General features: G+C 63.2%; 24 protein-coding genes. 13 read left to right on the top strand and 11 right to left on the bottom strand.

The window, feature by feature from the left end:
• Positions 1-60 precede the first annotated feature (60 nt).
• Positions 61-1,281 (bottom strand): MFS transporter, encoded by a 1,221-nt coding sequence (locus tag IB241_RS08445; RefSeq protein ID WP_192297987.1) that lies wholly within the window; start codon positions 1,279-1,281, stop codon positions 61-63.
• A 324-nt stretch (positions 1,282-1,605) separates the two neighbouring features.
• Between IB241_RS08445 and IB241_RS08440 the strand changes: the two genes are divergently transcribed.
• On the top strand, positions 1,606-2,904 hold the full coding sequence (locus IB241_RS08440; RefSeq protein WP_192297986.1) for a serine hydroxymethyltransferase: 1,299 nt from the start codon (positions 1,606-1,608) through the stop codon (positions 2,902-2,904).
• A 34-nt stretch (positions 2,905-2,938) separates the two neighbouring features.
• Positions 2,939-3,085: a hypothetical protein gene (locus IB241_RS08435; protein ID WP_192297985.1), complete on the top strand. Its 147-nt coding sequence runs from the start codon at positions 2,939-2,941 to the stop codon at positions 3,083-3,085.
• Here IB241_RS08435 and IB241_RS08430 read toward each other — a convergent pair.
• Positions 3,082-4,581, bottom strand: coding sequence for a PLP-dependent aminotransferase family protein (locus IB241_RS08430; RefSeq protein WP_192297984.1), 1,500 nt, complete (start codon positions 4,579-4,581; stop codon positions 3,082-3,084). The genes IB241_RS08435 and IB241_RS08430 overlap by 4 nt on opposite strands.
• 133 nt (positions 4,582-4,714) lie before the next feature.
• Between IB241_RS08430 and serC the strand changes: the two genes are divergently transcribed.
• From serC to glyA, 5 genes are all read left to right on the top strand, one after another.
• Entirely contained in the window at positions 4,715-5,797 is a 1,083-nt protein-coding gene (gene serC, locus IB241_RS08425; protein ID WP_192297983.1) for a 3-phosphoserine/phosphohydroxythreonine transaminase, read from the top strand.
• A gap of 128 nt (positions 5,798-5,925) precedes the next feature.
• Entirely contained in the window at positions 5,926-7,167 is a 1,242-nt protein-coding gene (locus IB241_RS08420) for a benzoate/H(+) symporter BenE family transporter (protein ID WP_192297982.1), read from the top strand.
• Positions 7,164-7,967 (top strand): YggS family pyridoxal phosphate-dependent enzyme, encoded by an 804-nt coding sequence (locus IB241_RS08415; protein WP_412547866.1) that lies wholly within the window; start codon positions 7,164-7,166, stop codon positions 7,965-7,967. Before IB241_RS08420 ends, IB241_RS08415 begins: the two co-directional genes overlap by 4 nt.
• Positions 7,968-8,020: 53 nt before the next feature.
• A complete protein-coding gene (locus IB241_RS08410) occupies positions 8,021-9,202 on the top strand; it encodes an aspartate aminotransferase family protein (RefSeq protein ID WP_192297981.1) in 1,182 nt (393 codons plus the stop codon).
• A gap of 25 nt (positions 9,203-9,227) precedes the next feature.
• Positions 9,228-10,493 (top strand): serine hydroxymethyltransferase, encoded by a 1,266-nt coding sequence (glyA, locus tag IB241_RS08405; RefSeq protein WP_192297980.1) that lies wholly within the window; start codon positions 9,228-9,230, stop codon positions 10,491-10,493.
• Here glyA and IB241_RS08400 read toward each other — a convergent pair.
• The gene (locus tag IB241_RS08400) at positions 10,484-11,995 is read right to left on the bottom strand and encodes a YifB family Mg chelatase-like AAA ATPase (RefSeq protein WP_192297979.1); all 1,512 of its coding nucleotides are present in this window, start codon (positions 11,993-11,995) and stop codon (positions 10,484-10,486) included. The genes glyA and IB241_RS08400 overlap by 10 nt on opposite strands.
• A 216-nt stretch (positions 11,996-12,211) precedes the next feature.
• Positions 12,212-12,475: an accessory factor UbiK family protein gene (locus tag IB241_RS08395; RefSeq protein ID WP_071488052.1), complete on the bottom strand. Its 264-nt coding sequence runs from the start codon at positions 12,473-12,475 to the stop codon at positions 12,212-12,214.
• 423 nt (positions 12,476-12,898) lie between these two features.
• Here IB241_RS08395 and glnK point away from each other — a divergent pair, with 423 nt between their 5' ends.
• From glnK to sutA, 3 genes are all read left to right on the top strand, one after another.
• A complete protein-coding gene (glnK, locus tag IB241_RS08390; RefSeq protein ID WP_002555808.1) occupies positions 12,899-13,237 on the top strand; it encodes a P-II family nitrogen regulator in 339 nt (112 codons plus the stop codon).
• 34 nt (positions 13,238-13,271) lie between these two features.
• Entirely contained in the window at positions 13,272-14,609 is a 1,338-nt protein-coding gene (locus IB241_RS08385; RefSeq protein WP_192297978.1) for an ammonium transporter, read from the top strand.
• Between the two features lie 387 nt (positions 14,610-14,996).
• On the top strand, positions 14,997-15,332 hold the full coding sequence (gene sutA, locus IB241_RS08380; RefSeq protein WP_192297977.1) for a transcriptional regulator SutA: 336 nt from the start codon (positions 14,997-14,999) through the stop codon (positions 15,330-15,332).
• A gap of 194 nt (positions 15,333-15,526) precedes the next feature.
• Here sutA and IB241_RS08375 read toward each other — a convergent pair whose 3' ends face one another.
• From IB241_RS08375 to lptM, 6 genes are read right to left on the bottom strand one after another with little or no spacing between them, the layout of a single operon-like run.
• Entirely contained in the window at positions 15,527-16,222 is a 696-nt protein-coding gene (locus tag IB241_RS08375) for an HAD family hydrolase (RefSeq protein WP_192297976.1), read from the bottom strand.
• Positions 16,219-17,118 carry a tyrosine recombinase XerC gene (gene xerC, locus IB241_RS08370; protein ID WP_192297975.1) on the bottom strand — a complete coding sequence of 300 codons (900 nt, stop codon included), beginning with the start codon at positions 17,116-17,118 and terminating at the stop codon, positions 16,219-16,221. The genes IB241_RS08375 and xerC overlap by 4 nt, the downstream gene beginning before the upstream one ends.
• 2 nt (positions 17,119-17,120) lie before the next feature.
• Positions 17,121-17,837: a DUF484 family protein gene (locus IB241_RS08365; protein WP_192297974.1), complete on the bottom strand. Its 717-nt coding sequence runs from the start codon at positions 17,835-17,837 to the stop codon at positions 17,121-17,123.
• A gap of 13 nt (positions 17,838-17,850) precedes the next feature.
• Positions 17,851-18,681: a diaminopimelate epimerase gene (dapF, locus tag IB241_RS08360; protein ID WP_192297973.1), complete on the bottom strand. Its 831-nt coding sequence runs from the start codon at positions 18,679-18,681 to the stop codon at positions 17,851-17,853.
• A 3-nt stretch (positions 18,682-18,684) separates the two neighbouring features.
• The gene (gene lysA, locus IB241_RS08355) at positions 18,685-19,932 is read right to left on the bottom strand and encodes a diaminopimelate decarboxylase (protein WP_192297972.1); all 1,248 of its coding nucleotides are present in this window, start codon (positions 19,930-19,932) and stop codon (positions 18,685-18,687) included.
• Between the two features lie 9 nt (positions 19,933-19,941).
• Positions 19,942-20,109, bottom strand: a complete 168-nt coding sequence (gene lptM, locus IB241_RS08350) for an LPS translocon maturation chaperone LptM (RefSeq protein WP_192297971.1) — start codon at positions 20,107-20,109, stop codon at positions 19,942-19,944.
• 238 nt (positions 20,110-20,347) lie between these two features.
• Between lptM and cyaY the strand changes: the two genes are divergently transcribed.
• The 3 genes from cyaY to rnk all read left to right on the top strand — a co-directional run bounded on the left by cyaY (position 20,348) and on the right by rnk (position 21,446).
• Positions 20,348-20,680, top strand: a complete 333-nt coding sequence (gene cyaY, locus IB241_RS08345) for an iron donor protein CyaY (RefSeq protein WP_027608321.1) — start codon at positions 20,348-20,350, stop codon at positions 20,678-20,680.
• 2 nt (positions 20,681-20,682) lie between these two features.
• Positions 20,683-20,901: a DUF1289 domain-containing protein gene (locus IB241_RS08340; protein WP_192298242.1), complete on the top strand. Its 219-nt coding sequence runs from the start codon at positions 20,683-20,685 to the stop codon at positions 20,899-20,901.
• Between the two features lie 131 nt (positions 20,902-21,032).
• Positions 21,033-21,446 carry a nucleoside diphosphate kinase regulator gene (gene rnk, locus IB241_RS08335; protein ID WP_192297970.1) on the top strand — a complete coding sequence of 138 codons (414 nt, stop codon included), beginning with the start codon at positions 21,033-21,035 and terminating at the stop codon, positions 21,444-21,446.
• On the opposite strand, the gene IB241_RS08330 is transcribed toward rnk, so the two are convergent.
• A complete protein-coding gene (locus tag IB241_RS08330; RefSeq protein ID WP_192297969.1) occupies positions 21,443-24,283 on the bottom strand; it encodes a class I adenylate cyclase in 2,841 nt (946 codons plus the stop codon). The two genes, rnk and IB241_RS08330, sit on opposite strands and share 4 nt — an antisense overlap.
• Positions 24,284-24,387: the final 104 nt, after the last annotated feature.

Genomic DNA, 24,387 nt, shown 5'->3' with positions numbered 1-24,387 from the left:
TTCTACAGGCATGCGCTTTTCAAGTCTGCGGCAATTCGGTTGGCATGGTGTTGTCCTGGGTCATTTAAGGGCCACAAGCGGTGCGGTTGATGGGTTTGATCGCTCCAGGTACCAGGACTGCATCAAGGTCAACGCCACGGTCAATCCCATGAAAGCGGCGCTGGCCCAGAAGATGGCGTCGGGGTGGCCCCTGTCGAGCAGCCAGCCGAAACCGACCGGCCCCAGCGTGCCGCCGATGTTGAAGCCGGTGCTGACGATGCCAAAGGTTTTGCCCTCGGCGCCCTTGGGTGAGGCGGCGCGGACGAGCATGTCGCGGGACGGGGCGATCAGGCCGGTCAAGAAGCCGGCGCTGCCCAGGGTGATCAACAAGGCCATGTCGCCCAATTCGGCGTTGGCCACAATCAGGATCAGTACGCCGGCCAGTGCAAAGGCGAGGGCGGCGACGAGGCCGTGGCGTCGGGTCCGATCCGCCAGCGCACCACCGGCCAGCACGCCAAAGGCGCTGGCGAACAGGAATGCGGTGAGTGCCGCATTGGCCCAGGTCAGTGCCACGCCCTGGCCTTGCATCAATGCCGCGACAGAGAATTTTTCAATCGCGCTGGTGCTCAGGTTCAACACCACAAACAGCAAGGTCAGGCTCAGGATCATCGGCGAGAGCAGCACGGCCCGTCGGCCGCCGTTGCTGTCGGACGGCGTGGCGACGCGGCGTACATGGCTCACTTCTGCCAGCCCCGAGCCGGGCAGCAGCAATACCCCCAGCGCCACCACGCCCACCAGCGCGGCCGCCACGAAGGCCAGGCCCGGATGACTGGCGGTGGCAATCGTGAGCAGCAATACCGGGGCCACCGCTGCGCCGAGAAAACCGGCAAAGGTGTGCACCGAAAACGCCTTGCCGATATGGGCGGGGTTGATCGCCTGGGAGAGCAGTGCGTAGTCCGCCGGGTGATAGACAGCATTCGCCAGCCCCGCCAGGACCATGGCGATCAGCAGGCAGGTGTAGTTGGGGAACAGCGCAATCAGCAGGAAGCTCAGGCTGCCCAAGGCGACGGCGGCGATGAGCAGGCGTCGGGCGCCATAGTGGTCGACGGCGTAACCCATGGGGGCCTGCACCAGCGCCGTGACGATATTGAACAGGCTCAGCGCCACGCCCAGTTCCACATAACTGACGCCCAGAAACGCCGGCAACACCGGAAACAATGCCGCCAGCACCATGATGTGCAAATGGCTGACAAAGTGCGCCGTGGCGACCTGTGAGAGCAGTCCGATACGAACGATCGACATGGCTGAACCTGTTCAATGAGCGAAGAGTCGTTTGTTGAGCCGGGGCATTGGAAAAGCCATTGCGGCTCGAATCGGCGCAGATATTAAGCAGGCTATGGTCTTGCGCAGTAGTCCATTGCGGGCGGAGTAACCAGACCACTTGTAGGGTTATGCCAGCCGCTTGCGATGTGCCCTGGGATACAAGGTGTGTGGTTGCGAAGTGGTCTGTAGAACCGGCACGCAATGGTCTATCTGGCGCGTCGGGAGGCCGTTAGGGTAGTCGGCCATGGATAAGCCCGCTGGCGGGTGTGGCTTGCTATTCGATGTGCGCCGACAGGAGTCAATATGCCGAATTTCGCTCGAAGGGACGGATGTGCGCTGCCATTCGTCAGTGCCGATCACTTGTCCCAGGTGGACCGCGAAGTCTGGGGCGCGATCGAAGCCGAGCGTCTGCGCCAGATCCATTCCATTGAGCTGACGGCCACGGAAAACGTGGTCAGCCGCGCCGTGCTCGAAGCCCAGGGATCGATCCTCACCAACAAGCACGCCGAGGGTTACCCCGGGCGGCGTTATTACGCCGGTTGCCACAACGTCGACGTGGTGGAAAACCTCGGCATCGAACGCGCCAAGCGGCTGTTCAATTGCGCCTACGCCAACCTGCAACCCTATTCGGGCAGCCAGGCGAACCAGGCGGTGTTGCTGGCGTTGCTGGTGCCGGGGGACAAGATCCTCGGGCTGGACCTCAAGGCTGGCGGGCACCTGTCCCATGGCGCGCGGTTCAACCTCTCAGGCCGATGGTTCCAGGCCTTGAGCTATGGCGTGCACCCGCAGACGCATCGCGTAGACATGGAGGAAGTCGAGCGCATCGCCCGACAAGAGCGTCCGCAACTGCTGATCGCCGGCGCTTCGGCGTACTCGCGCACGCTGGACTACGCGCGGTTTCGCGCAATTGCCGACGAGGTGGGCGCTTACCTGATGGTCGACATCGCCGAGGTGGCCGGGCTGGTCGCGGGCGGCGCGTTTCCGTCGCCGATCGAGTTTGCCCATGTCACCACGGCGACCACGCACACCACACTGCGCGGGCCACGTGGGGGAATCATCCTGTGCAATGACCCGGTGATTGCGCAAAAAATCAACGCGGCGGTGTTCCCAGGCCTGCAATGCGCGCCGCTGATGCACATCATCGCGGCCAAGGCGGTGGCCTTGGGCGAGGCCCTGCAACCGGGCTTCAGCACCTATGCCCATGCCGTCATCGCCAACGCCCGGGCCTTGTGCGGACGGCTGGCGGAGGGCGGGTTGTCGGTGGTGTCCCAGGGCACCGACTCGCACCTGGCGGTGATTGACCTGCGGCCCTGGGGCCTGGCGGGCAATGTCGCCGAACACGCCCTGGAACAGATCGGCATCACCTTGAATCGCAATGCGGTACTGGGCGACCAGGCCAAGCCCAACGTCACCTCCGGTATCCGCCTGGGCAGCGCGGCGTGCACCTCGCGGGGGATGGGCATCGAAGAGTTCCAGGAAATCGGCGACATGATCCTGGCCTTGCTCGGCGGGGTCCGCAGCGGCACCTTCGACCGCCGCACCGCGACGTCCATCCGCGAAGGCGTCGCCAGCCTGACCAAGCGCTTCAGGCTGCCCTACTGACGCCTCCCGCCACTTGCCAGAAGAAGGACCTGCCATGCCGGACATCGCTCATCGCTCCCGTCACAAAACCCTGCGCACGCCAGCGCAGACCGCCGCGACAGCGTGCGCCAACAAGCTGCGGCGCGCGCGGATGTATGCCCAGGCGCAGCGCCTGTTGATGAACTACGCCCTGGGTCACTAGCGGGTTTTCAGCGCATTCGCCAGGCGCAGCATGGCGGCTTCGATCTCGTAGGCGGTCAAGGACGAATAGCCGAGCAGCCAGCCCTGCTTCTTTTCCTCGCCGGCATACAGTCGGCTGAGGCCGGACAACTGCACACCGGCACTGGCGGCCTGGCGGATGGTTTTCTCTTCCGACCAGCCTTCATGCAGCAGACACGGGATCTGCAAGCCACCCTGCGGGCGCCAGGCCGTCACCACCCCGGCCAAGTGCTTGCCGATCGCGTCCAGCATGATCGACTGGCGCCCGGCGTAGAGTTTGCGCATGGCGCGCACGTGGGCGTTGTAGTGACCGTCTTCCATAAAGCGCGCCAGGGTCAGTTGCAGGATCTGCGGCGTGTGGCCGTCCATCATGCTGCGGGCGTAGGTGAAGGCCTTGACCAGCTCGCGCGGCAGCACCATGTAGCCCATGCGCAGGCCGGGGTAGAGGGTCTTGCTGAAGGTGCCGATGTAAAGCGTGCGCTGGTACTTGTCCAGGCCCTGCACGCAGGCGGTGGGTTTGCCGTCGTAGTGAAACTCGCTGTCGTAGTCATCTTCGATCAGCCATTTGCCTTTTTCCGCGGCCCAGTTGATCAGTTCGAGGCGGCGCTCCAGGGTCAGCGTGGCGCCGGTCGGGTATTGGTGCGAAGGCGTGACGTACACGCAGTGGGCGCCGCTGCGGTCGGCGTACAGCAGGTCGGTGCGAATGCCGTGCTCGTCGACATCGATGGGCAGCACCTTGGTCTCGGCGGTTTCAAAGGCCTTCTTGGCGCCGTAGTAGCCCGGATTTTCCAGCAGGATCGGTTTGCCCACGTCTGCCAGCAACTGGGCGCACAGGAACAGCGCCTGGCGGGTACTGCTCAGCACCAGCACCTGGTCCGGCGAGCATTTGGCGCCACGTTCGAGGTTCAGGTAGGTGGCGATGGCCTTGCGCAGCGGCTCGGCGCCTTGGGGGTCGCCGTGCAACAGCACATGGCTGCGATAGTCCTTCATCACCTGGCGTTGCAGGCGCTCCCACACGTCGGTGGGGAAGGTGCGGGTTTCCGGCAGGCCGGTGGCGAACGCCTTGATCACCTGTTGATCGGTGACGCCGCCGCTGTCGAGGATCATCCGCCCGCGCTGGCTCAAGCCGGCGCCGGGTATGGCCTGGTTGCTTTTGACTTCCTGGGCCTTGATGCGTCGGCGCGAGGCGCCGCGCAAGTCGGTACCGATGGCGTCGCACACGTAGCTGCCGGAACCTTCGCGGCGCACGATGAAACCGTCGCGGTGCAGCTGCACGTAGGCGTTTTCCACGGTGTCGCGGGCGATCCCCAATGATTTGGCCAACACCCGCGTCGCCGGCAGCTTGAGGCCGGGGGCGAGTGCGCCTTCCAGGATCAGGGCGCGCAAGGCGCGTTGAATGCGCTGGTGCAGGTCCAGCAGTTGGAATTCAGCATCCTTGAGCCGCATCTGCAGCGTCTCCAACTCGAACGTTTTTGCCATGTGGTCTGCCTAACTTCCGTGAATTGGCCTGTAGCGGCAGGCCAGTCTATCCGTAGACTTCAAACCCTGCCACCGCCTTCATCGGCGGCCATTCCAGATGCTGCGTGCATGCTTCGACAGGGAGTCGTCAATTATGGCCAGGTCACACAATTTCAGCGCGGGCCCTGCGGCATTGCCCATGGAAGTGCTGCGCCAAGCCCATGAGGAGTTTTTCGACTTTGCGGGCACGGGCATGTCGGTGATGGAAATCAGCCACCGCAGCGGGATCTTCATGGAAGTCGCCCACCAGGCCGAACAGGACCTGCGGGAGCTGTTGCAGGTGCCCGCCGCGTACAAGGTGCTGTTCCTGCAAGGCGGTGCTTCGCTGCAATTTGCCCAGGTGCCGATGAACCTGTTGGGCGACAAACGCAGCGCGGACTACCTGCATACCGGTCTCTGGTCGGGCAAGGCCATCGAGGCTGCCCAGCGTTACTGCGACGTGCGTATCGCCGCCAGCGCCAAGGCCGACGGGTTTGATCGCGTCCCCGCCGTGGCGGGCTGGAACCTCAACCCGGACGCCGCCTACCTGCACTACACCGAGAACGAAACCGTGCACGGCGTGCAATTTGCCGATGTGCCCGACAGCACTGTGCCGCTGGTATGCGACGCCTGCTCAAGCCTGCTTTCCAAGCCGATCGACGTGGCCCGGCACGGCTTGATCTATGCCGCCGCGCAAAAAAACATGGGCATTGCCGGGCTGACGGTGGTGATTGTCGACCCGGCGCTGCTGGATGCCGCCCAGGCGTTCACCCCCGACATCCTCAGCTATGCGCGCATCGCCGACGCGCAGTCGATGCTCAACACGCCGGCGACCTTCCCCTGGTATCTCACCCACCTGACGCTCCAATGGATCAAGCGCAGCGGCGGCGTCGAGGCCCTGCACCGGCTCAACCAGGCCAAGGCCGAGTTGCTCTATGGCGTGCTCGATAACAGCGACGGGTTCTATCGCAACAGCGTGCAAGTGCCGTTTCGGTCGATCAACAACGTGCCGTTCCGGCTGGCCGATACCGCGCTGGAAAAGACCTTTGTGCAGCGCGCCGAACAGGCCGGCTTCTACGGGCTCAAGGGGCACGCCTCGGTCGGCGGATTGCGCGCCAGCCTCTACAACGCGGTCACGCTCGATTCCGTCGCGGCGCTGGGCGACTTCATGCAGGGTTTTGCCCGCGTGCATGGCTGAACCCGGGCGGTCTGCCAAGTGGTCTGGTCAACCTGGCGCAAGTGTCGGGGCAAAACCAGCCATTTCAGGGTTAAAAATTATCCACCTCGCGGGGCCTGAAACCTCGTTCTGTCAGGAGCAAATCCGTCATGTCTTCTCTGAGATCACCGTCGTCGCTGCGCTTGCGCGACCTGTTTCATCCCGTGATCGCCGGGCTAATCTCGGTGATCGTCAACTATGGCGGGACCTTTATCCTGGTGTTCCAGGCGGCCAGGGTCGCCGGGCTCAGTCCGGAGCTGACGGCATCGTGGGTGTGGTCGGTGTCGATTGGCGTCGGCGTGACCGGGCTGTTTCTCAGTTGGGTCAGCCGCGAGCCAATCATCACCGCCTGGTCGACGCCCGCCGCGGCGTTCCTGGTGGTGGCGTTGTCCACCACGCCCTACGCGGAGGCGGTCGGCGCGTACATTATTTCCGCGGTCGCCTTCGTATTGCTGGGGTTGTCGGGCTGCTTTGAAAAAGTCATCCGGCTGATTCCGCCAGGTGTTGCGGCGGCGTTGCTCGCCGGGATCCTGCTGCAATTCGGTATCGGTGCGTTTGGTGGCATGAGCCTGGACCCGGTGCTGGTGGGGTTGCTGATCGTCGCCTACATCGTGCTCAAACGCTTTACCGCCCGTTACGCCGTAGTCGGCATCCTGGTGCTGGGGTTGGTGTTTCTGTTGACGCAGAACCGCGTGGACCTCTCCGGGCTGTCGCTGCAATTGGCCGCGCCGGTGTTCACCGCGCCTGAGTTTTCGCTGAATGCGCTGCTCAGCGTGGCGCTGCCGCTGTTTCTGATCACGCTGACGGGCCAGTACATGCCGGGCATGCTGGTGCTGCGCAACGATGGCTTCAAGACCAGCGCCAACCCGATCCTGACCGTGACCGGGCTGGGCTCGCTGCTCATGGCTCCGTTTGGCTCCCATGCGTTCAACGTGGCGGCGATCACTGCAGCGATCTGCACCGGCAAGGAAGCGTCGGAAGACCCGTCCAAGCGTTGGGTCGCCGGGGTAGCGGCGGGCGTGTTCTACATCCTCATCGGTGTGTTCGGGGTGACGCTGGCCGCTGTGTTCATGGCGTTCCCGGCCACGTTCATCACGACGCTGGCCGGCTTGGCGCTGCTCGGCACCATCGGCGGGAGCCTGGCCAGCGCCATGGCGGACGTCAAATCCCGCGAGGCCTCGCTGATTACCTTCCTGGCGTGCGCCGCCAACATCACCCTGCTGGGCATCGGTGGCGCGTTCTGGGGGCTATTGATCGGGCTGACCGCGTACGCCGTACTCAACGGCCGCCTGCCACGGCGCAAGGCACAAGTGGCCGAGACCGACGTGAACGTCAAGGAGGCGACCCAGTGACCATCGCCCAACCGCAACACCTCGGCACCCTGCACTCAGGTCACGGCCGCTATCCGCAGGCCACCAGCGTGGAGGATTTCCACCGCAACCTGGCGGCGGTGCAGCAACGGATCAGCGACGCCTGTGCGCGGGTCGGACGCGATCCGGCGAGCGTGCGCCTGCTGCCGGTGAGCAAGACCTTTGATGAAGCGCATCTGCGCCTGGCCTACGCCGCCGGTTGTCGGTTGCTGGGGGAAAACAAGGTGCAGGAAGCGCAGCGCAAATGGGAGGCAATGGCCGACCTGACCGACCTGCAATGGTCGGTGATTGGCCATCTGCAAACCAACAAGGCCAAGCAGGTCGCGCGCTTTGCCAGTGAGTTCCAGGCGCTGGACAGCCTGCGGGTAGCCGAGGCGCTGGACCGTCGCTTGCAGATCGAGGGGCGCCAGCTGGATGTGTTTGTCCAGGTCAACACCTCCGGCGAGGCCAGCAAGTACGGGCTGGCGCCGGATGCCGTGGCGGATTTTCTACAGGCCCTGCCGGCGTTTTCCGCGCTGCGGGTTCGCGGCTTGATGACCCTGGCGCTGTTTTCCGCCGATGTGGTCCGCGTGCGTCCGTGCTTTGTACGTCTGCGTGAATTGCGCGAACGCCTGCGTGACAGCGCCCCGGCGGGTGTCGGCCTGGGCGAGTTGTCGATGGGCATGTCCGGCGACTTTGAAATTGCGATTGAAGAAGGCGCCACCGTCGTGCGCGTCGGCCAGGCCATTTTCGGCGCCCGCGCCATGCCGGACGCCTACTACTGGCCAACGGCGGATGCCTGATCGACCGGCCTTGAACTACCTACGTATCGAGTGACTTGCAAGGAAACCCCGTGATGTCTTCTGCACCCGCGTACCTCATGCACACCTATGCCCGCCAACCGGTCGCGTTCACCCGTGGCGAGGGGCCCTATCTTTGGGATACGCAGGGCGTCCAATACCTGGATGCCATTGCGGGCGTCGCGGTGACCAGCCTGGGTCACGCCAACCCGGAAATCGCCGCGGCCATTGCCGAGCAGGCCGGCCAGTTGCTGCACACCACCAACATGTTCCAGATCGAATGGCAGGCGCGGTTGGGCGAGCGCTTGTGCGGTTTGTCCGGCATGCAGCGCGCGTTTTTCTGCAACTCCGGTGCGGAAGCCAACGAAGCCGCGCTGAAGCTGGCGCGCTTGCACGGCAACGCCCGGCAGGTCGCGCAGCCACAGATCGTGGTGATGGAAAACAGCTTTCACGGGCGCACCCTCGCCACGTTGGCCGCCACCGGCAACCCTGCGGTGCAGCGCGGCTTCGAACCGTTGATGCCAGGTTTTATCCGCGTGCCCTACAACGACATCGACGCCATTCGCGCAGTGGCCGAGCAATATCCCGACATCGTCGCGGTGCTGGTCGAGCCGGTGCAGGGCGAGGGCGGTGTACACCCGGCGTCCCGCGAGTACCTGCATGCCCTGCGAGAACTATGCGATGCCCATGACTGGCTGATGATGGTCGATGAAGTGCAGACCGGCATGGGCCGCACAGGTGCCTGGTTCGGTTTCCAGCACGCGCAGGTCGTACCGGATGTGATCACCCTGGCCAAGGCGCTGGGCAATGGCTTTCCCATTGGCGCCTGCCTGGCGCGGGGCAAGGCCGCCGAGTTGTTTTCGCCCGGCCACCATGCCTCCACGTTTGGCGGCAACCCGCTGGCCTGCCGGGTCGGGTGCACGGTGGTCGACATCATGGCGCGGGACCAGATCCCGCTGCGTGCGGCCGTCTCGGGGCGGCGCCTGTTGGCCACGTTGCAGGAGGCGTTGGGCAATCACCCGGAGGTGGTATCGATTCGCGGCCTGGGCTTGATGGTCGGCATCGAACTGAATCGCCCGTGCGCCGAACTGGTGGGACGCGCGCGTGACGAACAACACCTGCTGATCACCGTGACGCGGGGCACCACTATCCGCCTGCTGCCGCCGCTGATCTGCGACGACGCGCAGATCGACGACATCGCCGAGCGTGTCACTCGACTCCTGGCCCACAGCGCCTGACTTTTCACTCAAGGACCTCTTCACCATGTACGACTCAACGTTGACCCTTAAAGCTTTCGACCCTCAGCTGTGCGAGGCGATTCATAACGAAGAACATCGCCAGGAAGACCATGTCGAGCTGATCGCTTCCGAAAACTATGCAAGTCCCCTGGTGATGCAAATCCAGAGCACGGTGCTGACCAACAAGTACGCCGAGGGGTACCCGGGCAAGCGTTATTACAGCGGCTGCGAATACGTCGACGTGGCCGAGCGGCTGGCCATCGAGCGGGTCAAGACGCTGTTCGATTGCGACTACGCCAACGTGCAGCCCCATGCCGGTGCCCAGGCGAACGCCGCTGTATTCTTGGCGCTGATCAACCCCGGCGACACGGTGATGGGCATGAACCTGGCCCAGGGGGGTCACCTGACCCACGGTAACCCGTCGAACTTTTCCGGCCGTCATTACAAGATCGTGCCGTATGGCCTCGATCCAAAGACAGGCCTGCTCGACTACGACGAGATGGAGCGCATTGCCTTGGAAACACGGCCGAAGATGTTGATCGGTGGTTTCTCGGCCTACTCGCGATACAAGGACTGGGCGCGCATGCGCGAAATTGCCGACAAGGTCGGGGCGATCTTCTGGGTCGACATGGCGCACGTCGCCGGGCTGGTCGCCGCCGGTGAATACCCGGACCCATTGCCCCATGCCCATGTGGTCACCAGCACCACGCACAAGACGCTGCGCGGTCCTCGGGGCGGCCTGATCCTGTCCAAGGGGCAAGACGAAGCGTTTTACAAGAAGCTCGACTCGGCGGTGTTCCCGGGGGTTCAGGGGGGACCGTTGATGCACCAGATCGCGGCCAAGGCGGTCGCGTTCAAGGAAGCGCTGACGCCTGAGTTCAAGACCTACCAGGCCCAGGTGGTGACCAATGCCCGGGCGATGGCTGCGGTGTTGCAGCAGCGCGGGTACAAGATCGTCTCGGGCGGCACCGATAACCACATGATGCTGATCGACTTGTCCGACCGGCCTTACACCGGCAAGGAAGCCGACGCGGCCTTGAGCAACGCCTACATCACCGCCAACAAGAACTCGGTGCCCAACGATCCACGTTCGCCGTTTGTGACCTCGGGCCTGCGCATTGGCACGCCGGCCGTCACCACCCGTGGTTTCGGCGTATTCGAATGCGAACAGTTGGCCGGCTGGCTGTGCGATGTGCTTGACGCAATGGAGCGCGATGACAGCGATAAAGTCACCCATCATGTGCGCGAACAGGTGATTGCGCTGTGCCGGCGTCACCCGGTCTACCGTTGATCGGCCTGGCCGCAGGCGACTGGCCGGTATTGCAGCGCTTCGGCCAGGTGCGGGCGGGTGATGGTGTCCACACACTCCAGGTCCGCCAGGGTGCGGGCGACTTTCAACAGCCGGTGGGCGGCCCTGAGGGATAGGGTCAAACGCTCGCACGCGCTTTCCAGCCACGCTTCATCCGGCCTGGACAGCGCGCAGTGGCGGCGCAGCCCGGGCAAATCCAGGAAGGCGTTGGCGCAGCGCTGGCGGTTGTGTTGGCGCTCCCGCGCCTGGGCAACCTGCGCCGAGGCGGTGGCCGTGTTGTCGCCGCTTTGCGGCGTGGGGTTCAATGCGGTGGCTTCCCGGGCAACGGTCAGGTGCAGGTCGATGCGGTCCAGCAGCGGGCCGGAGAGTTTGTTGCGATAGCGCTGGATCTGTTCCGGTGTGCAGCGACAGCGTCCGCTGGCATCGCCCAGGTAGCCGCAGGGGCAGGGGTTCATCGCGGCCACCAGTTGAAAGCGCGCCGGGAAACTCACCCGGTCGCGGGCGCGGGAGATGACGATATGCCCTGACTCCAGGGGCTCGCGCAGTACCTCCAGGACCTTACGGTCGAACTCCGGCAATTCATCCAGGAACAACACGCCGTGGTGCGCCAGGGTGATTTCCCCTGGCTGCGGTTTCGACCCGCCGCCGACCAGCGCCGGCCCCGATGCTGAATGGTGCGGCTGGCGGAACGGCCGGTGGGGCCAATGGCTCAACGGCTCCAGGCTGACCACCGATTGAATCGCGGCGACCTCCAGGGCTTCCTGCTCACTCAACGGCGGCAGCAGGCCCGGCAAGCGACTGGCAAGCAGGGTCTTGCCGGTGCCCGGCGGGCCGCTGAACAACAGGTTGTGCGCGCCGGCGGCGGCGATCAGCAAGGCGCGCTTGGCGGCGAGTTGGCCCTGTACCTCGCTCAGGTCCGGGTAAGGTCGGTTCAGGTACAACAAACCATCGGACTTGTAGGGCTCAATGGGCTGGTGCCCGTTCAGATGGGCCACCACTTGCAGCAAATGATCCACTGCAATCACCTTCAGCCCCGACGCCAGGCAGGCTTCCTCGGCATTGGCCCGCGGCACTATCACGGTGCGTCCAGCCTTGCGCGCGGCCAATGCCGCCGGCAACACGCCCTTGACCGCCCGCACGGCGCCCGACAAGGCCAGTTCACCCAGGCATTCGACCTCATCGAGCATCAACGCCGGCACTTGCACGCTGGCCGCGAGGATTCCCAGGGCAATCGCCAGGTCAAACCGCCCGCCGTCCTTGGGCAGGTCGGCGGGCGCGAGGTTGAGGGTGATGCGCCGGGCCGGGTATTGCAGCGCGCTGTTGAGGATGGCACTGCGTACGCGGTCCTTGCTTTCCTTGACCGCGGTTTCGGGCAAGCCCACCAGGGTGAGGGACGGCAGACCATTGGCCATGTGCACTTCAACGGTGACGGAAGGGGCTTCGACGCCGACCTGGGCGCGACTGTGGACGATGGCGAGGGACATGCTCGTTCCTTGAAATGGGGGCCGCATCCTGCGGGTTTTTCAAGGGTAGACGAGGAGTGAAACTATCGATGGCGGGAGGTTTTACAGAACGTATCCAGAGAGCGACGGGGCCAAATGTGGGAGCGGGCTTGCTCGCGAAGGCGGTGGGTCAGTCAATAAACTCGGAGACTGACACCCCGCCTTCGCGAGCAAGCCCGCTCCCACAATGGGCCGCGTTTATTCAGCAGATGGCGGCGTCAATCGTGCTTCCAGTTCGGCGACCTTCGCTTCCAGGCTCTCCAGCCGCGCACGTGTGCGGGCCAGCACGACCATCTGGCTGTCAAACTCTTCCCGGCTCACCAGGTCGAGCTTGCTGAAGCCGCTTTGCAGCAGCGCCTTGAACTGGCTTTCGATTTCGTTGCGGGGCAGCGGGGTGTCGCCGCTGAACAGGCGAGAGGCATGGCCGCTCAGGGCGTCGAGGAGATCTTTGGGCGCGAGCATGGGAAATATTCCGGAATAACTGTTGGCCGGCAGTGTATCACGCAGCGTCTATAGTCTTTTTCACTGCGTGGGGCGCACGCTTTTCGCGCAACGTGCCGTCCGGCGGCGCACTGTTTTTGTGCGCAATACAGCCGCCAAAAAGCCCCGAAGGTGGGCAAAAGTGGGCAAAGGACTGATTTCAGTGATTTTTACGGAGCTGGCAAGGTTTCTGCTTAGACGATCATGACCCATGCACTGATGCAGTCGCTGTGACGAATGCAGTGCGCCGACGGATCAGGGGTACAGGTTTCGTCACCAGTGGTTCGCTGGTGTCGCAATGGCAACTGCCGTTGAGACGATGCGTTACAAAGCCAGGCACTGCGCTTAGACTTGAGACGGGTTTGTTTTCCTGGGGCAAGTCCACCAATTCGGGAGAGAGTTTTCATGAAGCTAGTCACTGCCATCATCAAGCCGTTCAAGTTGGACGATGTACGCGAGTCGTTGTCCGAGATCGGCGTGCAGGGCATTACCGTTACTGAGGTCAAAGGCTTCGGTCGGCAGAAGGGTCACACCGAGCTGTATCGCGGCGCGGAATACGTAGTCGATTTCCTGCCGAAGGTGAAGATTGATGTCGCCATTGACGACAAGGATCTTGACCGGGTTATCGAGGCGATAACCAAGGCGGCCAACACCGGCAAGATCGGTGACGGCAAGATCTTCGTGGTCAATCTGGAACAGGCTATTCGCATCCGTACCGGCGAAACCGATACCGACGCAATCTAAGCCGCCAAACCCCAACGCCCCAGGAGAAAACAATATGACTCTGCGTAAATTCGCAGGGCTAGGAGCCCTGTTGTCCATCGTAATGCCAAGCCTGGCCATGGCGGCAGACGAAGTGGCTGCTCCAGTCCTCAATTCCGGCGACACGGCGTGGATGCTCACATCCACCGCGCTGGTGCTGTTCATGACCATTCCAGGCCTGGCGCTGTTCTACGGCGGCATGGTGCGCTCCAAAAACATTCTTTCCGTGATGATGCAGTGCTTCGCCATCACCGGCCTGATCAGCATCCTGTGGGTCGTCTACGGCTACAGCATCGCCTTTGATACGACCGGGATGGAGCAGGGCGTCGTCAACTTCAACTCCTTCTTCGGCGGCATGGGCAAGGCGTTCCTGGCGGGCGTGACCCCGGCCAGCATCACCGGACCTGCGGCACTGTTCCCCGAGGCGGTGTTCATCACCTTCCAGATGACCTTCGCGATCATCACTCCGGCGCTGATCGTCGGTGCCTTCGCCGAGCGCATGAAGTTCTCCGCGATGCTGATCTTCATGGCGATCTGGTTCACCCTGGTCTATGCGCCGATCGCGCACATGGTCTGGAGCGGTAACGGTGGCCTGCTGTGGGACTGGGGCGTGCTGGACTTCGCCGGCGGTACCGTGGTGCACATCAATGCCGGTGTGGCTGGCCTGGTGGCGTGCATCGTGCTCGGCAAGCGCAAAGGCTACCCGACCACCCCGATGGCCCCGCACAACCTGGGTTACACCCTGATCGGCGCGGCCATGCTGTGGGTGGGCTGGTTCGGCTTCAACGCCGGTTCCGCCGCTGCGGCCAACGGCACCGCCGGTATGGCGATGCTGGTCACCCAGATCGCGACCGCTGCTGCGGCGCTGGGCTGGATGTTCGCCGAGTGGATCACCCATGGTAAGCCAAGCGCACTGGGCATTGCCTCGGGTGTCGTGGCCGGCCTGGTTGCTGTAACGCCAGCCGCAGGCACCGTGGGCCCGATGGGCGCCCTGGTGATCGGCCTGGTGGCCGGTGTGGTCTGCTTCTTCTGCGCTACCAGCCTCAAGCGCAAGCTGGGCTACGACGACTCCCTGGACGCCTTCGGTGTGCACGGTATCGGCGGTATCGTCGGTGCAATCCTGACCGGTGTGTTCGCAGCGCCAGCCCTGGGCGGCTTCGGCACCGTGACTGACGTTGCTGCGCAGGTCTGGATCCAGTGCAAAGGTGTCGGCTTCACCGTGATCTATACGGCGATCGTGACCTACATCATCCTCAAGGTGCTGGACATGGTCATGGGCCTGCGGGTTACCGAAGAGGAAGAGGCTGTCGGCCTCGACCTGGCACAACACAACGAACGCGGCTACAACTTGTAAGTACGCGGAAAAAAGATGCCCGGCTTGCCGGGCATTTTTTTGCCTGGCGTTTGTCAGTGTCTCAACGCTGTAACGGTTTTTGCGTTGTGTTTGTGATGGGGCACACAAGCCACTTTCAAGCATGCGAATGTCTTACAGGCATGTAGGCGTATTCGGCACTTTGTTTTTTCCCTGAGCGCGCTAGAATGCGCGCCGATGGGCGCAGAACTGTATTTATCCGGCGAGCAGCGTGAACACGGCGGTGCTCGTAAAGTCCTCGCCATCTTGCACGGTGATGGGGCATAAGCCACTGGTTATCCGGTGGATGTTGATTTTTTTCCAGCGGCCTCGACAGGGGATGAAGCTGGGCTATAACTAATCTGCTTTTCGCAAGTCATGAGGTAGAACATGAGCGACGATGATCTGGAAAACGACGACCTCGAAGTAGGTGATGACGACGAGACCGATGAAGGTCTTGAAGTTGCAGCGGATGATGGCAGTGCCGACGAGGTCGATGACAGTGGCGACGACGCTGCTGCTCCCAAGGCCAAAGGCAAAGCCAAGGCCGCCGTTTCGGTAGATGAACTGCCGAGCGTTGAAGCCAAGAACAAAGAGCGCGATGCGCTGGCCCGCGCGATGGAAGAATTCCTCGCCAAAGGCGGCAAAGTGCAGGAAGTCGAGGCCAACGTGGTGGCGGATCCACCGAAGAAGCCGGATAACAAGTACGGCAGCCGACCTATCTGAGGTCAGCCACCTGCTTGTAAGAAAAGCCCGCCGTCGCTGCGGGCTTTTTCATGTCTGGAATAATTTCCTAAGGCCCACCGCATACCCAATGTGGGAGCGGGCTTGCTCGCGAATGCAGTCTGTCAGTTACGGATGTGCTGACTGACACACCGCATTCGCGAGCAAGCCCGCTCCCACAGGTTTGATCTGCGTTTTTACTGCCAGCCGCGAAGCAACTCTGGCAATTGCGCCAGGTTACGAATCTCGGCATCCGGGCGCTTATCTGCATCCCACACCTTGCCCTTCGGGTTGAACCACACCGCCCGCAACCCCGCCTGCTGCGCCCCGGCAATGTCATCCCCTGGATGATCGCCGATATGCACCGCCGCACTGGCCTCCACGCCGCCGCGCTTCATAGCTTCCTGAAACAATCGCGCATCTGGCTTGGCAATTCCGATGTCTTCGGCGCGCAGGGCAAAGTGGAAGTAGTCGGCCAGGCCAACGCGCTGCACATCGGCATTGCCGTTGGTGATTACCCCCAGCAGGAAGTGCTGACGCAGCGCTTGCAGCATCGGTTCGGTTTCAGGGAACGGGGTGAGCTGATGACGCGCATGAATGAACGCCTCAAAACACACGTCGGCCATTTGTGTGGCCTCGGGCTGTGGATAACCGGCCTCTTCAAAGGCATGCATCAACACCCGGTGGCGCAGCACGCTGATGCGGTGCTTCAGCTCCGGATGGCGCTCCAGCACCTGCTGGCGCAGGCTGGCGAAATGCTCCAGGGGCAAGTCGCCGACCTTCGAGGCGTGGGTCGCCAGCCATTCACGCATCGACGCTTCGGCGCTGATGATGACGGGTACGTTGTCCCAGAGCGTGTCGTCCAGGTCGAAGGTGATCAGCTTGATACTCATGAGTCGCCGCCCTTGATGCGTTTGGCCCGTGGATGGGCGCTGTCGTACACCGTTGCCAGGTGTTGGAAATCCAGGTGGGTGTAGATCTGCGTGGTCTTGATGTCGGCGTGGCCGAGCAGTTCCTGCACCGCGCGCAGGTCCTGGGATGATTCGAGCAAATGGCTGGCGAAGGAGTGGCGCAGCATGTGCGGGTGCAGGTTCTGGCCCAATTCACGCTCGCCCGCCGCCTTGACGCGCAATTGGATGGCACGTGGCCCCAGGCGTCGGCCTTGTTGGCTGACAAACACCGCGTCGTCCGCCGGGTTGGTCAACAACCGCAGCGGCAGCCACAGTTGCAGGGCTTCGCGGGCTTTGCGGCCCACCGGCAGCACGCGGGTCTTGCTGCCTTTGCCGAGCACTTGCACCAGGCCGTCCGCCAGGTCCAGTTGATCCAGGTTCAGGCCGGTCAGTTCCGACAGGCGCAGACCTGAGGAATAGAACAGTTCGAGGATCGCCTGGTCGCGATGGGCCAGGAAGTCGTCCTCGACCGCACCGTCGAGCAATTGCAGGGCGCGGTCGGTGTCGAGGGTCTTGGGCAGGCGTCGCTCGCCTTTGGGCGGTGACAGGCCATTGGCCGGGTCGTGCTCGCACAGGCCTTCGCGATTGAGATAGTGATACAGGCCGCGCACCGCCGACAGCAGGCGCGACAGGCTGCGCGAGGATTGGCCGGCCTGGTGCAGGCGGGCAATCAGGCTGCGCAGGCTTTGGATGTCCAGGGCCTTCCAGCTGGCGATCTGCTGTTTTTCGCAGTACGCCAGGACCTTGTTCAAGTCGCGCCGATAGGCTTCCAGGGTGTGGGGCGACACCTGGCGCTCGCTGCGCAGGTGAGCGCAGTAAGCGTCCAGTTGCCGTTCCATGCCTAGCGCACCGCGCGCAGGGCGGTGGTGAAACGCGGCAGGACGCGGCCCAGCACTTCGGCGATGTAGGTCAAGAACAACGTACCCACCGAGCTTTTGTAGTGCGCCGGGTCGCGGCTGGCGATGGCGAGAACGCCATGCAGGCCTTGATGGCTGAGGGCGACGACGGCAGTGGAGCCGATCTGCTTGCGCTGTTCGGCGCCAAACAGGAAGTCCAGCTCATGCTCGCGCAGGGTGCCGCTGATGGTCTTGCCTTCGGACAGCAGGCCGCCGATGGCGGTCTGTGCTTCGGCACCGCTGACCCAGCGCCCCACCGGCATCGGGTTGTCGCTGAACAGGATCAGGCTGACAAAGGGCACCTGGAAATCCTGGCGCAGGCTGTCTTCCACGGCGATCACCGTTTCTTCCAGGCTGGTGGCGTCCATCAGTGTGAGGATCAGGCGGCGGGTTTTCTCGAACAGGCGGTCGTTGTCGCGGGCCACGTCCATCAGGTGCGAGAGCTTGTGGCGCATTTCGATGTTGCGCTCGCGCAGGATCTTCATCTGCCGCTCCACCAGCGACACGGTGTCGCCGCGCTGGTGGGGGATGCGCAAGGCCGGCAGCAGCTCCTCGTGTTCGACGAAGAAGTCCGGATTAGCCTCAAGGTACGCCGCGACGGCAGCGGCCTCCAGACTGTCGCTCGGGGATGCTTGTGCGGGTACTTGAGGCTTATCGGTCATTGGCTGGGCTCACTCATAGACGGACCTGTCCTTCGTATACACGCGAGGCCGGCCCGGTCATCAGTACCGGGTGGCCAGGGCCTGCCCATTCGATGGACAGACGTCCGCCAGGCAGGTCGATCAACAGCGGCGAATCCATCCACCCCTGGCTGATCGCGGCCACGGCAGCGGCGCAAGCACCGGTGCCGCAAGCCTGGGTTTCGCCGGCACCGCGTTCCCAGACACGCAATTGCGCGCGGGAACGGTCGATCACCTGCAGGAAACCTACGTTGACCCGGGCCGGAAAGCGCGGGTGGTGTTCGAGCTTGGGCCCCAATTCGTGTACGGGCGCGTTATTGATGTCGTGGACCCGCAGTACCGCATGGGGGTTGCCCATGGACACGGCGGCCAGCTCGACACTCTGCCCGTCGACGTCGACCGTGTAGCTGGCGGCTTGCTCGGTGGCCTGGAACGGAATGTCCGCCGGCACCAGGCGTGGCGCGCCCATGTTGACGCTGATCTGGCCGTCGTTGCGGACGTCCAGTTCGATCACGCCGCTCTTGGTCTCGACGCGGATCTGGCGCTTGGCGGTCAGGCGCTTGTCCAGCACAAAGCGCGCAAAGCAGCGCGCGCCGTTGCCGCACTGTTCCACTTCGGAGCCGTCGGCGTTGAAGATCCGGTAACGGAAATCCACCTCCGGGTTGCTCGGCGCCTCGACGATCAGCAATTGGTCGAAACCGATGCCGGTGTGGCGGTCGCCCCACTGTTTAGCGTGTTTGGGCAGGATATGCGCGTGCTGGCTGACCAGGTCGAGGACCATGAAATCATTGCCCAGCCCGTGCATCTTGGTAAAACGCAGCAGCATGGCTTACTCCGGCAGCAGGCTTTCGCCAGCATACAACTCGGCTACCGTCTCGCGGCGACGCACTTCAAACGCTTGATCACCGTCCACCAGCACCTCGGCGGTACGCCCGCGGGTGTTGTAGTTGGAACTCATGACAAACCCGTAGGCACCGGCCGAATGCACGGCCAGCAGGTCGCCTTCTTCCAGGGCCAGCTGACGATCCTTGGCCAGGAAGTCGCCGGTCTCGCAGATCGGGCCGACGATGTCGTAGGCGCGCGCTTCGCTGTCGCGAGGGGTCACGGCGGTGACGTTCATCCAGGCCTGGTACAGCGCTGGGCGGATCAGGTCGTTCATCGCCGCGTCGACGATGGCGAAATCCTTGTGTTCGGTGTGCTTGAGGTACTCGACCTGGGTCAGCAGCACGCCGGCGTTGGCGACGATGTAGCGGCCCGGCTCGAACAGCAGCGCCAGGCCACGGCCTTCGATGCGCTCGCGCACAGCCTTGATGTAGTCGGCGATCTGCGGCGGCTCTTCATCGCGGTAACGCACACCTACGCCACCACCGAGGTCGATGTGGTGCAGGTAGATGCCGCACTCACCGAGGCGGTCGACCAGTGCCAGCAGGCGGTCGAGGGCGTCGAGGAACGGTGGCAGGGTGGTCAGTTGCGAGCCGATATGGCAGTCGACACCCAGTACTTCCAGGTTTGGCAGTTGGGCGGCGCGGATGTACACGTCCTCGGCGTCGGCAATGGCGATGCCGAACTTGTTCTCTTTGAGACCGGTGGAAATGTACGGGTGGGTGCCGGCGTCGACGTCCGGGTTGACGCGCAGGGAGATCGGCGCGCGAACGCCCATCTCGGCGGCCACCACTTGCAGGCGTTCCAGCTCGTCGGTGGATTCGACGTTGAAGCAGTGCACGCCGACTTCGAGGGCGCGGCGCATGTCGTCGCGGCTCTTGCCCACGCCGGAGAATACGATCTTGTCAGCCTGGCCGCCGGCGGCCAGTACACGTTCGAGCTCGCCACGGGAGACGATGTCGAAACCAGCGCCCAAGCGCGCCAGGACATTCAGTACACCCAGGTTGGAGTTGGCCTTGACCGCGTAGCACACCAGGCTCGGCGTGCCTTCCAGCGCGTCGGCAAAGCTGCGGTATTGGGCTTCGATGTGCGCACGGGAGTACACGTAGGTCGGGGTGCCAAAACGTTCGGCAATCGCGGACAGCGCCACGCCTTCCGCGAACAGCTCGCCGTTCCGGTAGTTAAAAGCGTCCATGAATGTCCCTTAGTAGGTGTCGTGCTTATGCGCTTTTGCAGATTTTTGCGACGATTGCGCCTGTTCATTCGGGTCTTTGCTGTCGTCGGGCAGGTACAGCGGGCCTTTTTGACCACAGGCACTAACGAGGCAAGCGACCGCGACGAGCGCAGCAAGGGAAGAGATCAGGCGCTTCATGGCGAAATCCTTGAATATGCATTAATTGCGCCCGAGTATACCGACCACCCGCCAGCTTGCCTATGCGCTGAAATACCCGTCCGGCGGGGGTTTGCCGAGATGGCTGCGAAGCGGACTACGCTGACTGGGGATATTTCATACCGCCAATCGCGATGGAATCGGTATCCTTTGCAATCGGCCGGGCTCGCCCGTATCGTGCGGCGCTTGAGCAAAACCAGACACTTTTGAGGTTGCCACAATGAGTTTGACCGAAGCCCGTTTTCACGACTTGGTGGATGCGACCCAGCAGGCGCTGGAAGATATTTTCGACGACAGCGGCCTGGATGTAGACCTGGAGAATTCGGCTGGCGTGCTGACCGTCAAGTTCGAGAGTGGCCAACAACTGATCTTCAGCCGCCAGGAGCCGCTGCGTCAGCTGTGGCTGGCGGCGCGTTCCGGTGGCGTGCACTTCGACTACGACGAAGAAAGCGGCAAATGGCAGTGCGACAAGAGTGAAGAGTTGTTGGGCGAAATGCTTGCGCGCCTGGTCCACGAATACACCGGCGCCGAGCTGGACTTCGACGAGATCTGATGGTGACGCAGCCCGCTCCCGTACGTCCGCCCAAGCCGCTGTTCAGCAATGTCAGCCCGGCGGTGCCGTCACCTTGTATCAGTTTGTGTCGCCTGGACGAGGAAAAAGTCTGCCGCGGCTGCTTCCGTCACGTCGAAGACATCCGTGAATGGCGCTCCGCCGACGATGCGCGGCGCCGGGTGATTTGCGCCGAGGCCGAGCAGCGCAGGGCTGGCGCCTGACGTCGTCTTGTTTATTTGTGACGCTGTGGTAGTGTCCGGCTACGCCTCAACTCATCGAGGCCAGTGAGAACCCCGCCTTTTTCTGGCGGGGTTTTGCTTTTTTGTGCAGAAAAAAGGAGTCTGCCTGAATCATGACCACCGCACCGTCCATCATCCTCACCCGTCTTGACGTGCAGCGTCTGGAGCAACTGATCGACCGCCTGGGCGACGAGTCTCCTGGCGTCGAAGCATTGCAAGCCGAACTCGACCGCGCCGAAGAGGTGGTTGGCCACGATGAAGTGCCTGCGGGTGTCGTGACCATGAACTCCAGCGTGCATTGCCGTGAACAAGGCAGTGGCAAGGACTACCACCTGACCCTGGTCTACCCGAAACACGCGAATGCCGATGAAGGCAAGATCTCGATCCTGGCACCTGTGGGCAGCGCGTTGCTGGGCCTGCAAGTGGGCCAGCATATCGACTGGCCGGCGCCCGGCGGCAAGACCCTCAAGCTGGAACTGCTCAGTGTTGACGGCCAGCCCAAGGACGGCGGCGCCTTCCCGCTCTAAATCTGCTTCAGCGCCGCGTTGAGCGACAGCTCCAGCTCGGCCTTGTAACGCAGGTACAGGTTGCTCGGGCTTTGCACGTCGCCGAGCAGGCCCGACAGGTCCAGATCGGTGATGTAGCAGCGGTAGCGCTCGGTTTCCCGGCGCTGCCCGACGATCTCCTGGGCGACCACGCTAAAGAGCTGGTCGCCAAATTCCAGTTCGCAGAACTCCCGCTGATTGCAATACAAGGTAACGCCCACCTGGCCCGGTGCGGCCTTGCCGATAATCGCCTGCACGTCATAAAACGGTTTGTTGGCCGAGTTCTGCGGCGCCGGACGCGGCTCGACGCTGCGCGCGCGATTGCTGCCCGACGGCAACAGTTGGTAATACAGGATTTGCACTTCACCCAAGGGTTGCCTGTTGTCCAGCGGTGCCAGTGCTTCGCGTCGATAGATGATCGATTGCAGGAAGCGCTGCAGCGGCGCCAACAGGCTCTGCTCATCATGAAACGGCAATTGCTGGCGCCAGAGCGCGTTGAACTCATCCAGCACGTACAGCTCGGCAACACCGTCGTTGACCCGGTAGAACACCTGCACGCAATCGGCCAGGCCCATGGGCAGCAGCAGCGCCAGGTCGTCGCCTTCCAGTGCCATGGCGTCCAGGTGCAGCGGGCTGTAGCCTGCCAGCTCTTCGCTGAGGTAGCTGATCAATGCGTCCTGGGTTGGCAGCGGTACGTGGGTGGCCTGGCCCGGCACCAGCTCCATCACGTGATAGTGCTGCTGCACCTGCAACAGGTAGCGGTGATTGCCTTGAGCCAGCAGCAGGTGCTGCGCGGTGTCGAAGATGTCCTCGACGCGCTGGGCAATGAACTGCGCACGGTTGTGACAGAAACAGCGCACCCGCAGGCGTGGCAGGTGATCCGACGGCAGTTGGTTCAGGTAGTCGCGCAGGCAATCGAGCAGGGCGTGCGGGCCGTCGTAGCGGCTGACCAGCACCTCGTTCCAACTATTGAGCGTGACCTGATCCAGGGTCAGAACCAGGTTGTCACGCACCCCGGCGTAGCTCAGGGAGTCGGTACGCTCGGTGGTCATCAGGATGTTCAGGTCGCGGTGGTGCTTGAGCGGGTCGACGCCGACGTTGATCAACAGCAGCACTTCCTCTGGCACGGCCGAGCGCAGCAGGCGTTCTTCATCGACACTGGCCAGGGGCAGGGCGACCGTCTGTTGCAGGCTGCCGAGCAGGTTGAACAGCTCGAATTCGGTCATGTCGCTGATGCCAGGGTGCAGCGCCAGGCGCGTGCTGCTGTCGATGACGCCGTTGCGATGGCACCAGGTGAGCATCTCCAGCAGGTCGCGGCTGCGTTTGATCGGCGCGAAGTGTTCAGATTCCTGGGCTGTGAGGTTGCCGTTGTACAGGCCCCAGTAATGTTGACCGGGCTCCTTGCGGTTGGGCGATTGCACCAGGGTCAGGGTGTCTTCGGCCAGGTCCGGGGCGATGCCGGGGTTGATGAACTCGACTTTGCCGGCCTTGCGCTCGAACGCGGCGTACAGGCGGCGGCCGAGTACATTCAGGTCGCGCTTGTTGATCAGGCTGACGGTCTGCTCGGTGCGGGCGAACTGGGTAAGGAAGCGGTAGCTGTAGTTCAGCTCGTTGACCAGGGCGCGGCGCTCGGAGGCAACCTGGCGCACTTTCCATTGGCTGCGGCTGTCGAGCAGGGCCAGCTGGCGTTGGTCCCAGCCCCATTCGTGGGCCAGCCGCTCCAGCAGCAAGCGTTGCCAGCTGGTGGTGCGCTGGCCAGCGCTGAGCTTGCGGTTGACCTTAAGGTACAGGGCGCGTCGCACCAGTTCCAGGCGCTCGGGCTCGTTGCGTGCCTTGAGGTATTCCTCGATGCGGCGGTAGACCACGATGTAGGGGTCCAACTCGTCAAGGTCGATCTGATTGGCGAACACCGCCCGCTTGAACCGCAGGCTCAAGCAATGCACGTGGGGGTGTTCGCTGGCGTAGACCTCGGTCAGCAGCAGCTTGAGCACCGATTTGTAGGGTGATTCGATGCCCTTGAACAGCTGCCACAGCCCGGCGCCGATGAACTCCCCCGGGGGGATGCGCGCCAGATGGCCGAGGTCGAGGGTTTCGTCGGCGCGGATAAAGCGCTTGGAGATCAGCGTGTGGGTGAATTCGGCGTAGCGGGTTTCTTCATACACCGGCACCAGCCACCAGATCGGCGTGCGTCCGGCCAGCCAGATGGCGGTGCGGTAGAACTCGTCCAGCAGCAGGTAGTGCTGGGTGGTGCCGCAGTCGTCGGAACTGAGCTGGGTGTCGCGCTCGCCCAGTACAAAGCGTGTCGGCTCGATCAGGAAGAAATGCGCTTCGGCGCCCATGCCCAGGGCCCAGGTTTCCAGCAACTGACACTTCTTGCGCAACTCGGCCAGTTCGTTTTCGCCGAGGTCCGGGGCATGGCAGACCCACACGTCCATATCGCTCTGGTCGGCCTGGGCCAGGGTGCCGAGGCTGCCCATCAGGAACAGGCCGTGGATCGGCTGCGGCGGGTTGCCGTGGCGTGGCTTATAGGAAAACGAACGGGTCAGGCGCTGGGCTTCGGCCAGGGCTTGGGTGTCGGGTTCGAAATTCGACAGCCCGGCCGGCGTGCTTCCGGAGACATAGCCGGGCAACAGCGGATGATTGACATGAAAGAACAGCGGCAACAGGGTCAACACGCTTTGTTGGCGTGGTGTCAGCCCCTCGACAGCCCGGGCCATGCGGCCATCGTTGAGCGCCATGAAGCGCGCACGCAGTTGGGCCAGCACCTTGCGGTCGATGCCTTCGTCCAGGTCGGGGCGGATTTCATGGGTGCGGGTCATGTCGAGCTCGGTGGCGCGCAGGGCCCGACGTGGGCGGCCGTATTGGAGTTTACCGCCAGGAGCATAGGAGGTTTAGAGGGTAATCGGTCTTTGACGTCAGAACT

Origin of the sequence: Pseudomonas sp. PDM05 (assembly GCF_014851685.1) — a bacterium.
Classification (GTDB): domain Bacteria; phylum Pseudomonadota; class Gammaproteobacteria; order Pseudomonadales; family Pseudomonadaceae; genus Aquipseudomonas.
The sequence above is the reverse complement of the archived record's forward strand: the minus strand, read 5'-3'. Positions and strand labels throughout refer to the sequence as shown.

Coding starts and splice junctions, on each gene's coding strand:
- IB241_RS08395 (WP_071488052.1), bottom strand. CDS start 12,475: ATGCTCGCGCCCAAAGATCTCCTCGACGCCCTGAGCGGCCATGCCTCT.
- glyA (WP_192297980.1), top strand. CDS start 9,228: ATGTACGACTCAACGTTGACCCTTAAAGCTTTCGACCCTCAGCTGTGC.
- IB241_RS08420 (WP_192297982.1), top strand. CDS start 5,926: ATGTCTTCTCTGAGATCACCGTCGTCGCTGCGCTTGCGCGACCTGTTT.
- lysA (WP_192297972.1), bottom strand. CDS start 19,932: ATGGACGCTTTTAACTACCGGAACGGCGAGCTGTTCGCGGAAGGCGTG.
- IB241_RS08435 (WP_192297985.1), top strand. CDS start 2,939: ATGCCGGACATCGCTCATCGCTCCCGTCACAAAACCCTGCGCACGCCA.
- sutA (WP_192297977.1), top strand. CDS start 14,997: ATGAGCGACGATGATCTGGAAAACGACGACCTCGAAGTAGGTGATGAC.
- IB241_RS08330 (WP_192297969.1), bottom strand. CDS start 24,283: ATGACCCGCACCCATGAAATCCGCCCCGACCTGGACGAAGGCATCGAC.
- cyaY (WP_027608321.1), top strand. CDS start 20,348: ATGAGTTTGACCGAAGCCCGTTTTCACGACTTGGTGGATGCGACCCAG.
- IB241_RS08375 (WP_192297976.1), bottom strand. CDS start 16,222: ATGAGTATCAAGCTGATCACCTTCGACCTGGACGACACGCTCTGGGAC.
- lptM (WP_192297971.1), bottom strand. CDS start 20,109: ATGAAGCGCCTGATCTCTTCCCTTGCTGCGCTCGTCGCGGTCGCTTGC.
- IB241_RS08365 (WP_192297974.1), bottom strand. CDS start 17,837: ATGACCGATAAGCCTCAAGTACCCGCACAAGCATCCCCGAGCGACAGT.
- IB241_RS08430 (WP_192297984.1), bottom strand. CDS start 4,581: ATGGCAAAAACGTTCGAGTTGGAGACGCTGCAGATGCGGCTCAAGGAT.
- glnK (WP_002555808.1), top strand. CDS start 12,899: ATGAAGCTAGTCACTGCCATCATCAAGCCGTTCAAGTTGGACGATGTA.
- IB241_RS08410 (WP_192297981.1), top strand. CDS start 8,021: ATGTCTTCTGCACCCGCGTACCTCATGCACACCTATGCCCGCCAACCG.
- IB241_RS08440 (WP_192297986.1), top strand. CDS start 1,606: ATGCCGAATTTCGCTCGAAGGGACGGATGTGCGCTGCCATTCGTCAGT.
- rnk (WP_192297970.1), top strand. CDS start 21,033: ATGACCACCGCACCGTCCATCATCCTCACCCGTCTTGACGTGCAGCGT.
- IB241_RS08385 (WP_192297978.1), top strand. CDS start 13,272: ATGACTCTGCGTAAATTCGCAGGGCTAGGAGCCCTGTTGTCCATCGTA.
- serC (WP_192297983.1), top strand. CDS start 4,715: ATGGCCAGGTCACACAATTTCAGCGCGGGCCCTGCGGCATTGCCCATG.
- dapF (WP_192297973.1), bottom strand. CDS start 18,681: ATGCTGCTGCGTTTTACCAAGATGCACGGGCTGGGCAATGATTTCATG.
- IB241_RS08445 (WP_192297987.1), bottom strand. CDS start 1,281: ATGTCGATCGTTCGTATCGGACTGCTCTCACAGGTCGCCACGGCGCAC.
- xerC (WP_192297975.1), bottom strand. CDS start 17,118: ATGGAACGGCAACTGGACGCTTACTGCGCTCACCTGCGCAGCGAGCGC.
- IB241_RS08400 (WP_192297979.1), bottom strand. CDS start 11,995: ATGTCCCTCGCCATCGTCCACAGTCGCGCCCAGGTCGGCGTCGAAGCC.